Source organism: Stenotrophomonas sp. GD03958, from assembly GCF_029839005.1.
GTDB classification, from domain to species: domain Bacteria; phylum Pseudomonadota; class Gammaproteobacteria; order Xanthomonadales; family Xanthomonadaceae; genus Stenotrophomonas; species Stenotrophomonas hibiscicola.
Genome location: NZ_JAOBZT010000019.1, coordinates 22,340 through 34,054 on the forward strand (window position 1 = coordinate 22,340; position 11,715 = coordinate 34,054).

At 65.0% G+C, this 11,715-nt stretch carries 8 protein-coding genes; 5 read left to right on the forward strand and 3 right to left on the reverse strand.

The window, feature by feature from the left end:
- Positions 1-3 precede the first annotated feature (3 nt).
- The 3 genes from recF to dnaA form a co-directional block, all read right to left on the reverse strand.
- Positions 4-1,098: a DNA replication/repair protein RecF gene (gene recF, locus N5C25_RS08165; RefSeq protein ID WP_099605183.1), complete on the reverse strand. Its 1,095-nt coding sequence runs from the start codon at positions 1,096-1,098 to the stop codon at positions 4-6.
- Between the two features lie 995 nt (positions 1,099-2,093).
- On the reverse strand, positions 2,094-3,194 hold the full coding sequence (gene dnaN, locus N5C25_RS08170) for a DNA polymerase III subunit beta (RefSeq protein WP_005411731.1): 1,101 nt from the start codon (positions 3,192-3,194) through the stop codon (positions 2,094-2,096).
- A gap of 275 nt (positions 3,195-3,469) precedes the next feature.
- Positions 3,470-4,801: a chromosomal replication initiator protein DnaA gene (gene dnaA, locus N5C25_RS08175; protein WP_019658797.1), complete on the reverse strand. Its 1,332-nt coding sequence runs from the start codon at positions 4,799-4,801 to the stop codon at positions 3,470-3,472.
- Between the two features lie 255 nt (positions 4,802-5,056).
- Here dnaA and rpmH point away from each other — a divergent pair, with 255 nt between their 5' ends.
- From rpmH to mnmE, 5 genes are all read left to right on the forward strand, one after another.
- Positions 5,057-5,197 (forward strand): 50S ribosomal protein L34, encoded by a 141-nt coding sequence (gene rpmH / locus N5C25_RS08180; RefSeq protein ID WP_005411729.1) that lies wholly within the window; start codon positions 5,057-5,059, stop codon positions 5,195-5,197.
- Positions 5,198-5,202: 5 nt separating this feature from the next.
- On the forward strand, positions 5,203-5,697 hold the full coding sequence (rnpA, locus tag N5C25_RS08185; RefSeq protein WP_279936754.1) for a ribonuclease P protein component: 495 nt from the start codon (positions 5,203-5,205) through the stop codon (positions 5,695-5,697).
- Complete coding sequence (gene yidC, locus N5C25_RS08190) at positions 5,697-7,412, forward strand: membrane protein insertase YidC (protein WP_279936755.1); 1,716 nt, start codon at positions 5,697-5,699, stop codon at positions 7,410-7,412. Before rnpA ends, yidC begins: the two co-directional genes overlap by 1 nt.
- 178 nt (positions 7,413-7,590) lie before the next feature.
- Positions 7,591-10,263: a polysaccharide deacetylase family protein gene (locus N5C25_RS08195; RefSeq protein ID WP_088435816.1), complete on the forward strand. Its 2,673-nt coding sequence runs from the start codon at positions 7,591-7,593 to the stop codon at positions 10,261-10,263.
- A 3-nt stretch (positions 10,264-10,266) separates the two neighbouring features.
- Positions 10,267-11,616 (forward strand): tRNA uridine-5-carboxymethylaminomethyl(34) synthesis GTPase MnmE, encoded by a 1,350-nt coding sequence (gene mnmE / locus N5C25_RS08200; protein ID WP_058983141.1) that lies wholly within the window; start codon positions 10,267-10,269, stop codon positions 11,614-11,616.
- The last annotated feature ends 99 nt before the right edge of the window (positions 11,617-11,715 follow it).

Sequence of the window (11,715 nt, forward strand, 5' to 3'; positions counted from 1 at the left end):
CCACTATGGCACAGCCACGATCTGTGCATGTTCCACGTGGAACCGGGCGATGTGGGTCAGGTCCAGCAGCGCCGCCGGGGTTTCGGTAGCGGTGATGAAGATCTGTGCCGGCCCATTGAGCAGGCGCTCCAGCACCCGCGCCTGATGGGTGCGATCCAGCTCCGAGGCCAGATCGTCCAGAGCGATCACCGGCCATTCGCCGCGCTGTTCCGCATAGTCCTCGGCCTGCGCCAGCAGGCAGGCCAATGCCGTCAGCTTGGCCTGACCACGGGACAACGCATCACGGCCCGGAATGTTGTGGAAATCCACACTCCAGTCTGCCCGGTGTGGGCCGACCGAGGTATAGCCGGCCTGCCGGTCGCGTTCCCGGGCCAGAAGCAGGGCATCGGCCAAGGGAAGCTCATGCCGCCGCCAACCGGGGCTCAGTTCCAGACCCTGGATGCCGAGTTGCGGAGCCAGGCTGGCGGCCAAGGCCACCGTGCGCTGCTGCAGACGCTCCAGGTAGTGCTGACGGCGGCTGGTCAGCGGTTCCCCGGCCTCGGCCAGCTCGTGATCCCAGGTATCGAGCATCCGCGACGGCCCGCCCTGCTTGAGCAGAGCATTGCGCTGCTTCAGCGCCCGGGAATAGCGGCGCCACAGGGAGAGAAAATCCGGTTCCACGTGGAACAAGCCCCAATCGAGGAAGCGACGGCGAGGTTCGCCCCCCCCACTGACCAGTGCATGGCTCCCCGGCTCGAACGTCACCACGGCCAGCGCTGCGCAGAGATTGCCCAGCTGCGCGACATCTTCGCCGTCCAATCGCCCCTTCCAGTCCTGGCCACTGTGGCGCAGCCCGGCCTTTCGGCGGTGCGGCGGGTGATCGGCACGCTGTTCGTCCCATTCCACGAAGATTTCCAGCGCTTCCTGGCCCTGGCGCACCAGACCGTCGCGGACCCGGCCACGGAAGCTGCGCCCGTAGGCCATCAGGTGCAGGGCTTCGAGCACGCTGGTCTTGCCGGCACCGTTGTCGCCGGTCAGCAGGTTCAATCCAGGCTTGGGCGACAGGTCCACCGCGCTGAAGCGACGCAGTTGGTGCAGGGCGAGGCGGCGGATAAGCATGGGGCGCGAAAGACCATCCGCACGAGGCGGTAGTGGGGCAGGGAATCCATCAGCTTACTGCATCGGTCAAGCCAGCCGTGGCGCGCCAGACATCGCCACTGTGCTGAAGCCTCCGCCTGGCAACCCTACGCGTGTTCCACGTGGTGGCGCTCCCTCATCTGCGCTCGCCTGGGTCTGGATATGCCCGGGAATCCTTGAATTCTGAGCGGCGGCGCAGGGTACAGGCCTGCAGATTTCAGCGATTTCAGCCTCATTCCGCGAGCATCGCCAGGTGCCCCCGACGGTGGGTTGCGCGAACACCGCGCGGATTTCTTGAAATCTACGATGCGATGCCGTGGAGGGTTCCACAGATTTCAAAGAATTCAGCCCGTTCGTTTCACGCTGTCCACAGCGGGACTGTATGACTTATACACAAGGTATGGGCAAACTGTGGATAAAAAAGCCCTTTTGCCCGACCTGCGAAACTATCCACAGGTTCCCCCCCAGCCTGAGGGGCCTCTATACAGGGGGTTTCAGCTGCATAAATGTCTTAAAAGTCAATTGGATAATGCATTTTTCCACGAAATCTGGGCCTACCATCACCACCAGGCTTTAGATTTATACCCAGATTTAGAAGCTAGGCCAGCTCTGATCCGGCCCCAACCACGCCTGTGGACAGTGACGTCTGCAGATGAAGCAACCACTGCGATAGCGGATGCGATCCGCTTCATCCATCCGACCAGATTGGGTCACCTGCAATCAGGCTGAAGACCCGGAACTGCGTACTCGATCGAAGTTGGCTGGGCAGCGCCCAGCTCAGCAACCTGGATTCCTACCGCGCAGGGCCGATTGCATCGGAGGGGCAACCAAGAACAATCGGCAAGCAGCAATCTCGAGCAAGACATTCGTCCAGACCTGGAGATTCCGCGAACTCCGATGCTCCACGTGGAACCTGCAAAAAAAAACGCCCGGGGAGATCCCGGGCGTCCTTCGGTTCCACGTGGAACAAGCTGCTGTCAGAGACGCAGCGGCATCACCACGTGACGCGACTTCTCGCTGCTGGATTCACGAACCAGCGCAGAAGAGTTGGAATCGCGCAGCTGGATGATGACCTCCTCATCGCGCAGCGCGGAGAGGGCGTCCAGCAGGTAGTTCACGTTGAAGCCAATGGCCAGATCACTGACCGTGGTGTCGGCTTCGATCTCTTCCTGGGCTTCTTCCTGTTCCGGATTGTGCGCGCTGATCTTCAGGTTGCCCGGCGAGACTTCCACGCGGATGCCGCGGTACTTCTCGTTGGACAGGATCGCGGCGCGCTGCAGCGAGGCACGCAGTGCTTCACGATCAACCTTCACTTCGCGGTCGGCACCGATCGGAATCACCGCTTCGTAATCCGGGAAACGACCATCGATCAGCTTCGAGGTGAAGGTGACATCGTCGCGCTTGACGCGCACGTGGCTGCGGCCGACTTCCAGTTCGATCTCGCGATCGCCGCTCTCCAGCAGGCGCTGCAGTTCGGTCACGCCCTTGCGCGGCACGATGATCTGGCGCTTGGAACCGCTGGGCTTGGCCAGATCGGTTTCACACAGGGCCAGGCGATGGCCGTCGGTGGCGACCGTGCGCAGCGCATCGCCGCGCAGGTCGAACAGCAGGCCGTTGAGGTAGTAGCGCACGTCCTGCTGGGCCATAGCGAACGCAGTGCGCTCGATCAGTTCCTTCAGGGTTGCTTCGCCGATGGCCACGCGCTCGGTGGCTTCCACTTCGTCCACCGACGGGAAGTCGTTGGAGGGCAGGGTGGCCAGGGTGAAGCGGCTGCGGCCGGCCTGCACGGTGATCTTGTCACCGGTCTGCGAGACGGTAATCCGGCTGCCGTCGGGCAGGGCGCGGATGATCTCGAACAGCTTGCGGGCGGGAATGGTGGTTTCGCCGTCCTGGGCATCTTCAACCGCGATCCGCGACACCATCTCCACTTCCAGGTCGGTACCGGTCAGCGACAGCTGGCCGTTCTGCACCTGGACCAGGAAATTGGCCAGAACCGGAAGGGTCTGGCGGCGTTCGACCACGTTGACGACCTGTGCCAACGGCTTGAGAAAGGCTTCGCGCTGCAGTGTGAAACGCATGTGGTTCCGTGCCCCTATGCTTTAAAAAATGTGGAATAAATCAAAAGCTTGGTGGTGCTGGTAGAGACAGAATCGCTGGAAAACAACGCTAAGTCTTTGTAAATAAAAGAGTTTCTGGCCTCGAAACCCTCTGTATTACCGACCCCCAGAGGGTGGGGAAAGCTGTGGATAACTCCAGCGCGATTTCAAACGCCATTTTTATCCACAACGTGTCCCGCGCTTGCTACCGGATTCTGCACCGTTTTGTGCGATGACGCCTCATCGGCATCCGTGCATCATTCGCTCAGCTTCCGGATCAGCTTGTCCCAGTCCTCGCGAAGCTTGCCGTCGGTTTCCATCAGGGTCCGGATCTGGCGGCAGGCATGCAGCACCGTGGTGTGATCGCGACCGGCAAAGGCGTCGCCGATCTCGGGCAGGCTGTGCTCGGTCAGCTCCTTGGTCAGGGCCATGGCGACCTGGCGCGGGCGGGCCAGCGAGCGGGTCCGACGCTTCGACAGCAGATCCTTGATCTGCAGGCCGTAGTAGTCGGCAACGGTTTTCTGGATGTTGGGAATGCTGATCGCCTGCTGCTGGGCGCGCAGCAGGTCGCGCAGGGTTTCCTGGGCGAATTCGGTGGTGATCGCGCGGCCGGTGAAGTTGGCGCGAGCGGTCAGGGTATTGAGCGCACCTTCGAGGTCGCGCACGTTGGAGCGCATCTTCTTGGCGATCAGGAACGCAACATCATCGGGAATCTCAGCGCCACGTTCGCGCGCCTTGGCCAGCACGATCGCGGCGCGGGTCTCGAAGTCGGGCGGTTCGATCGCGACCGACAGGCCCCAGGCAAGCCGCGACTTCAGGCGCGCTTCCAGGCCTTCGACCTCGCGCGGATAGCGGTCGCAGGTCAGGATGATCTGCTGCTTGCCATCGAACAACGCGTTGAAGGTGTGGAAGAACTCTTCCTGGGTGCGGTCCTTGCCGGCGAAGAACTGGATGTCATCGATCAGCAGCGCGTCGACCTGCTGGAACTGGCGCTTGAACTGATCCATGGTCTTTTCCTGCAGGGCCCGGATCATCGCGCTGAAGAACTGTTCCGAACGCAGGTACAGCACCTTCGCGCCCGGATTGGCCTGGCGCATGGCGTTGCCGGCGGCGAACATCAGGTGGGTCTTGCCCAGGCCGGTGCCTCCGTACAGCAGCAGCGGGTTGTGCGCGCGGTCGCCCGGCTTCTGCGCTGCCTGGAAGGCGGCGGCCAGGCCCAGCTGGTTGCTGCGGCCTTCGACGAAGTTGGCGAAGGTGTAGTGATTGTCCAGATTGCCGGCAAACGGCACCTGCGGTTCGCTGGACACAGGCGCCGACGACGTGGAAACCGGCGCGTTCTGCGTCTCCACAGGGCGCGGGCGCGAGCCGATTTCAAGAAAAACGTCGCTGAAACCGGCGAAGTGAGCCAGCAGTTCGCGGATCCGGGCCAGGTACAGCTCGCGGACCTGGTCGACGATGAAGGCATTTGGTGCATACAGCACCAGGCTGTCCACGCGCAGATCGGCCTGCAGCGGCTTCAACCAGGTATGAACGTCTTCCGGCGGGAACTCCGCTTCGAGGCGCTCGAGACTACGGGACCAGGCATCCATCAGCAATAATCGTCCGGTGGCCGGTGCATGGACGCGACAAGGCGCCCAGACACAGGCCGGAAAGGGGGGAAATGGATGGCTCAGACTACCACCGAGCGCCCGCCTTCGGAATGCTTGTCCCCTACTTATTCACAAAAACATCCACAGCTATTGCACAGCCCGGTGAATTCGCGTAGTCCCCAGGGGTTGACGTGAGGGGGGAGACCTCTCTAGAATTTCCGGTTCTTTCCGTCCCATTCATACGAGAGGCCCCCAATGGCCACGAAGCGCACCTACCAGCCCAGCAACCTCAAGCGTAAGCGCGACCACGGCTTCCGTGCCCGTATGAAGACCGCTGACGGCCGCAAGATCCTGTCGCGTCGCCGCGCCAAGGGCCGCAAAGTCCTGAGCGCCTGATTGCCATGCCGCACATCGCGGCAGACGCAATCCCTTCGACAGTGAATACTGCAGACCCGCGCAAGCGATTCCCTCGCTCTGCGCGGGTTCGCACGCGTGCCGAATACTCAACGGTCTTCAACGGCGCCCGCCGTGTGTCCGATCCGCTGATGACCCTGCACTGGCTGCCGGCTGACCGGCCGGCCAGGCTGGGTCTGGCGGTTTCCCGCAAGGTCGATCCGAACGCCGTCGGGCGTAACCGGATCAAGCGCGTCCTGCGCGACATCCTGCGTCAGACACGTACCGAAATCCAGCCAGGCGACTTTGTCGTCGTGGCTCGTAGTGCTGCGCGTTCCGCCAGCAACGACGAGATCCGCCAGGCCTTCCTGCGCCTGCTGCGTCGCCTGCGTGCATTGCCCACGCCGGGCGTGGACGGCACAATGCCGCCGCCTGATGGCATCGCAACTCCTTCTTTGACCGAGCCGGCATCGCGTCCCGGCCCCGCCGAGCCTGTCCGCTGATGAACCAGACCCGCGTATTCCTCATTTTTGCCTGGCTGATGGTGGCCGTGCTGCTGTGGATGGAGTGGAGCCGTGAAAAGGCTGCTCCGACCCCGGCACCAACCACCACGTCGGCCCCGGCCGCCGCACAGAGTGTTCCGGGCGCGAACCCCGGCGCCATCCCCAGCGCCCAGGTGCCGGGCGCCCCCGGCCAGGCCGCCGCACAGGCCCAGGCCAGCGCTACCCCGGCCAGCGAGCGCGTGACGGTCACCACCGACGTGCTGCGCCTGGTGCTCGACGGCGGCCGCGTGCTCGACGCCGAGCTGCTGCAGTTCCCGCAGACCAAGGACGAAGGCAGTCCGCCGGTCCGCCTGCTGACCGAAGACCCCGCCCACCCGTACAGCGCGATCAGTGGCTGGGCCAGCGAAGACAAGAACACCCCGGTTCCCGGCGCCGACGGCTTCAAGCTGGTGGGTGACACCACCGACTTCGTGCTGGCCAAGGGCCAGAACGAACTGCAGATCCCGTTCGTGTGGACCGCCGACAACGGCGTGACCATCAAGCGCACCCTGACCGTCTCGCGCAACGAGTACGCCGTGCGCTTCAAGGACGAAGTCAGCAACGCCGGCACCGCGCCGTGGAACGGCTACGTCTACCGCACCCTGGACCGCACCCCGACCATCCTGTCGCGGAGCATGACCAACCCGGATTCCTTCAGCTTCAACGGTGCCACCTGGTACGACAATGACAAGAAGTACCAGCGTCGTGCGTTCAAGGACTACCTGGAAGACGGCACGCTGAACCAGAACATCACCGGCGGCTGGCTGGCGATGCTGCAGCACCACTTCTTCACCGCCTGGATCCCGCAGAAGGACCAGACCGCACACTACGTGCTCTCGCAGGTGGCCGGTCGTGACCTGATCGAAGCGCGTGGCCCGGCCTTCACCGTGGCGCCGGGCCAGTCGACCAGCACCGAAGCCCGCCTGTGGGTCGGCCCGAAGCTGGTCAACCAGATCGCCAAGGAAGACGTGCCGGGCCTGGACCGCGTGGTCGACTACAGCCGTTTCTCGATGATGGCGGTGATCGGCCAGGGCCTGTTCTGGGTGTTGAACCAGGTGCACAAGCTGGTCGGCAACTGGGGCTGGGCGATCGTCGGGCTGGTGGTGCTGCTGAAGCTGGTGCTGTACCCGCTGTCGGCGACCCAGTACAAGAGCGGTGCGAAGATGCGTCGCTTCCAGCCGCGCATCGCGCAGCTGAAGGAACGCTATGGCGATGACCGCCAGAAGTTCCAGACCGCGATGATGGAGCTGTACAAGAAGGAAAAGATCAATCCGATGGGCGGCTGCCTGCCGATCCTCATCCAGATGCCGATCTTCTTCGCCCTGTACTGGGTGCTGGTGGAATCGGTCGAACTGCGCCAGGCGCCCTGGTTCGGCTGGATCCAGGACCTGACCGCACGCGACCCGTACTTCATCCTGCCGGTCATCAACGTGGCGGTGATGTGGTTCACCCAGAAGCTGACCCCGGCACCGGGCATGGACCCGATGCAGCAGAAGATGATGCAGTTCATGCCGCTGGTGTTCGGCGTCATGATGGCCTTCATGCCGTCCGGCCTGGTCCTGTACTGGGTGGTCAACGGCGGCCTGGGCCTGCTGCAGCAGTGGTGGATGACCAAGCGCCATGGCGGCGAGCCGGTCCCGGCCACCACCGCTCCGGCGCCGGTCAAGAAGAAGTAATCCCGACCGCAGGTCACCTGCTTTGTAGAGTCGACTGTTAGTCGACTGGCGGACGAGCAGTCGACTAACAGTCGACTCTACTACCGCCCCGGTCGATGAGAAGCCCGCCGCAAGGCGGGCTTTTCGCATGCGGCGTTAGAATCGCCGGCACACCGTTCCTCCCACCTTCGAGTCCACCATGCAGCGTGCGTCGTCGTTCCGCCTGTTCCTGCCGTCGCTGTTGTTGACCCTGGTCGTTGCCGGCTGTGGCGACAAGGACGCGAAGGCGCCGGCGACCACCGTCACCCAGCCCAGCGCGCAGGCCGCGGCCGCCGCCGATCCCGCGGCTGCACCGTTGCTGGCCGCGCTGCAGAAGCAGCTCGACGGCTACCGCCGCATCATCGTGCTGCTGGCCGACGAGGAACAGCAGTCGGCCGCCGACCGCGGCACCTCCACGCGCGTGGGCCAGCAGCTGTTCCACGATGGCCTGGAACAGCGCACGGCCATCGCCGCGCAGTTCGACACCCTGCTGCGCGGCTCCAGTCCGCAGCGCTTCGCCACCCTCGGCACCGTGCTGGACTACATCGAGTCGGCGCCGGAACTGTTCGACGCCGACCGCCTGGCCTTCCGCGAAGTGCTGCGTGACCTGCATGAACGGGTCGGCACCGATTCGTCGCTGCCGGCAGTGAAGCTGCACCAGCGCATCGGTGAAGACCTGGAGGCGCTTGATGAGATCGAGCGCAACTACAACCAGGAACTGACCCGCATCTTCAGCCGTTTCGAGCGCACCCGCGCCATCGAACTGAAGCGTGAGAAGTGGGACGACTACATCGCCCACCTGCACAAGGACTACAGCCGCGAAGCGATCCTGCGCGACTATGGCGTGATCGAGCCGTACCCGATGTCGATGAAGGACAGCGACCGCGAGATCTTCGGCCGCGACCTGCCGGCCAAGACCGTTGTGCTCACCTTCGACGATGGCCCGCACAAGGCCTACACCGATGAAGTGGTGGCCATCCTCAAGCGCTACGACGTGCCGGGCGTGTTCTTCGAAGTGGGCCGCAACCTGGGCAAGGTCGAGGCCGACGGCAAGGTCAGCCTCGGCCCGATGGCCAGGATCAGCCGCAACCTGATGGAAGAGGGCTATGCGGTCGGCAACCACAGCCTGACCCACGCCCAGCTGTCGCGCACCACCGGTGACGCGCTGCGCCAGCAGGTGCTGGACACCGACACGCTGCTGAAGGATGTCAACAGCAAGCGCGCGCCGCTGTTCCGCTTCCCCTATGGCGCACGCAATGCCGAAGGCCTGCAGCTGCTCAACGAGGCCGGGCTGAAGTCGATCATGTGGAACATCGACTCGATGGACTGGGCCGACCCGGTGCCGGAATCGATCGTCCAGCGCGTGCTCGACCAGGTGAACAAGGAACAGCGCGGCATCATCCTGTTCCACGACATTCACGATCGTGCGGTGAAGGCGCTGCCGCAGATCCTCGACCGGCTGATCGCCGATGGCTACCAGTTCGCTGGCTGGAACGGCCGCGACTTCACGGTCGCCCGGGCGCGCAAGGGCGATACCGGTGCCGCCACCGTCACCACCGGCTACGAGAAGTCCTGGGCAATCGTGGTCGGCATCGACAACTACGCCAAGTGGCCGAAGCTGGAGTACGCCAGCCACGATGCGCAGGCGGTGGCCGATACCCTGACCGGGCAGTTCGGCTTCCCGTCCTCGCAGGTGATCGTGCTGAAGAACGAGCAGGCCACGCGCAACAACATCCTGGCTGCCTTCCACGACCGCCTGGCCGATGACCGCACTGGCAAGAACGATCGCGTGTTCGTGTTCTTCGCCGGCCATGGCGCGACCCGCCAGCTCGCCTCCGGGCGCGACCTCGGCTACATCATCCCGGTCGATTCGGACCCGAAGGAATTCGCTACCGACGCCATCGCGATGACCGACATCCAGAACATCGCCGAGAGCATGCAGGCCAAGCACGTGATGTTCGTGATGGATGCCTGCTACAGCGGCCTGGGCCTCACCCGTGGCGGTCCATCGTCGTCGTCGTTCCTGCGCGAGAACGCGCGGCGCAGCGCGCGGCAGATGCTGACCGCCGGCGGTGCCGACCAGCAGGTGGCCGACGCCGGTCCGAACGGCCACTCGGTGTTCACCTGGGTGCTGCTGCAGGCATTGGCCGGCAAGGGCGACCTCAACGGCGATGGGCTGATCACCGGTACCGAACTGGCCGCCTACGTGGCGCCGGCCGTCTCAGCCGTTTCACACCAGACCCCGGCCTTCGGCAGCCTGCCCGGTTCGCAGGGCGGCGAGTTCGTGTTCCAGGTGCCGGACAGCCAGGAGTTCCTCAATGCCGATACGCGCCAGTTGACCGCCGATGCGATCGCACTGAACAACAAGGTTGAAGCCGCCAGCGAAGCCAAGGGCAGCCAGGCGCCGGTGACGGTGGCCGACCTGCAGGGCGGCAAGGCCAAGCTGGTGGTGCCCACTGCGGGCCCGGCGTCGGATCGCCAGCGCGCGCAGCAGGCCAATGACCGCGGCCTGCAGCTGTACCGCGAGAAGCAGTACGACGAGGCGGTGGCGCAGTTCACCGAGGCACTGAAGCTGCGTCCGGACTTCGCCCAGGCCGCCAACAACCTCGGCTTCGTCTACTACCGCCAGCAGCGCTATGCCGAAGCGGCGCGCTGGCTGGAGAACACGCTGAAGATCGACCCCTCGCGTGCAGTGGCCTATCTCAACCTGGGTGATGCCTACTTCAACGCCGGCGACAAGGCCAAGGCCAAGCAGGCCTACACCACCTACCTAGCCTTGCAGCCGCAGGGCAGTGGCGCGGCACAGGCGCGCGCACAGCTGGAGAAGCTCTGAGCCATGAACGACGCGATCCGCACCGACACCATCGTCGCCATCGCCAGTGCCCCTGGCGCCGGCGGTGTCGGCCTGCTGCGCCTGTCCGGCCCGCGTGCTGCGGCCATCGCCAATGCACTGGGTGCACCTGCACTGCGTCCGCGCCACGCGCACTACGCGCGCCTGCGTGATGCCGAAGGCGAGGTCATCGACGATGGCATCGTGCTGTGGTTCCCGGCACCGAACAGCTTCACCGGCGAGGAAGTGGTGGAACTGCAGGGCCACGGCAGCCCGGTGCTGCTGCAGCAGCTGGTCGCGCGCTGCATCGCGCTCGGCGCGCGCCAGGCGCGGCCGGGTGAGTTCAGTGAACGGGCATTCCTCAACGGCAAGCTCGACCTGGCCCAGGCCGAGGCCATCGCCGACCTGATCGCCGCGGGCGACAACCGCGCCGCGCGCGCGGCACGTCGCTCGCTGGATGGCGTGTTCTCGCGCCGCATCGACGCCGTGGTCGAGCAGCTGGTGCTGCTGCGCATCCACGTGGAAGCGGCCATCGACTTCGCTGACGAACCGCTGGATACGCTCGGTGGCGCGCAGGTGCGGTGTGGGCTGGAACAGGCGCGCAGCGATCTGGCCCTGCTGCGCCGCGATGCCGAACGCGGCCGTCGCCTGCGCGATGGCCTGCATGCGGTGCTGATCGGTCCGCCGAACGCCGGCAAGAGCTCATTGCTCAACGCGCTGGCCGGCAGCGAACGCGCCATCGTCACCGACATCGCCGGTACCACCCGCGACACCCTGCGCGAGACCATCCGCCTGGACGGCCTGGAGCTGACCCTGGTCGACACCGCCGGCCTGCGCGACGGCGGTGACGCCATCGAACGCGAAGGCATGCGCCGCGCCCACGTGGAAATCGAGCGCACCGACCTGGCGCTGATCGTGCTGGATGCGCGCGATCCGGCGGCCGGCGAAGCGGCGCTGGGCGAGGCCGTGGCGGCGGTGCCGCACAAGGTCTACATCCACAACAAGTCGGACCTGCTGGATGCGCTGCCGATGCTGGACGACCCGGACCGTGTGTTCGTCTCGGCTGCGACCGGTGCCGGCCTGGAGGATCTGCACGCGCGCCTGCGTTTGATCGCTTCGGCCGGGGCAGGGGAGCAGGCGGATGGCGAGTTCTCCGCGCGCACGCGGCATGTGGATGCAATCGAGCGTGCGCAGGAGCACGCGCAGCGCGCCGATGGCGAGCTGGCGCAGGAGCACCTGGAACTGGCCGCCGAAGAGCTGCGGCTGGCGCATGACGCGCTGGGCGAGATCACCGGGCAGATGAGTGCGGATGATCTGCTGGGAAGGATCTTCTCCAGTTTCTGCATCGGCAAGTAACTGTAGAGCCGAGCCCATGCTCGGCTGCTCTACCCGTCAGCCGAGCATGGGCTCGGCTCTACAGGTGCAGGCTTCCCCCACCTGTCACATTGCCGCCGC

Coding starts and splice junctions, on each gene's coding strand:
- rpmH (WP_005411729.1), top strand. CDS start 5,057: ATGGCCACGAAGCGCACCTACCAGCCCAGCAACCTCAAGCGTAAGCGC.
- mnmE (WP_058983141.1), top strand. CDS start 10,267: ATGAACGACGCGATCCGCACCGACACCATCGTCGCCATCGCCAGTGCC.
- recF (WP_099605183.1), bottom strand. CDS start 1,098: ATGCTTATCCGCCGCCTCGCCCTGCACCAACTGCGTCGCTTCAGCGCG.
- yidC (WP_279936755.1), top strand. CDS start 5,697: ATGAACCAGACCCGCGTATTCCTCATTTTTGCCTGGCTGATGGTGGCC.
- N5C25_RS08195 (WP_088435816.1), top strand. CDS start 7,591: ATGCAGCGTGCGTCGTCGTTCCGCCTGTTCCTGCCGTCGCTGTTGTTG.
- dnaA (WP_019658797.1), bottom strand. CDS start 4,801: ATGGATGCCTGGTCCCGTAGTCTCGAGCGCCTCGAAGCGGAGTTCCCG.
- rnpA (WP_279936754.1), top strand. CDS start 5,203: ATGCCGCACATCGCGGCAGACGCAATCCCTTCGACAGTGAATACTGCA.
- dnaN (WP_005411731.1), bottom strand. CDS start 3,194: ATGCGTTTCACACTGCAGCGCGAAGCCTTTCTCAAGCCGTTGGCACAG.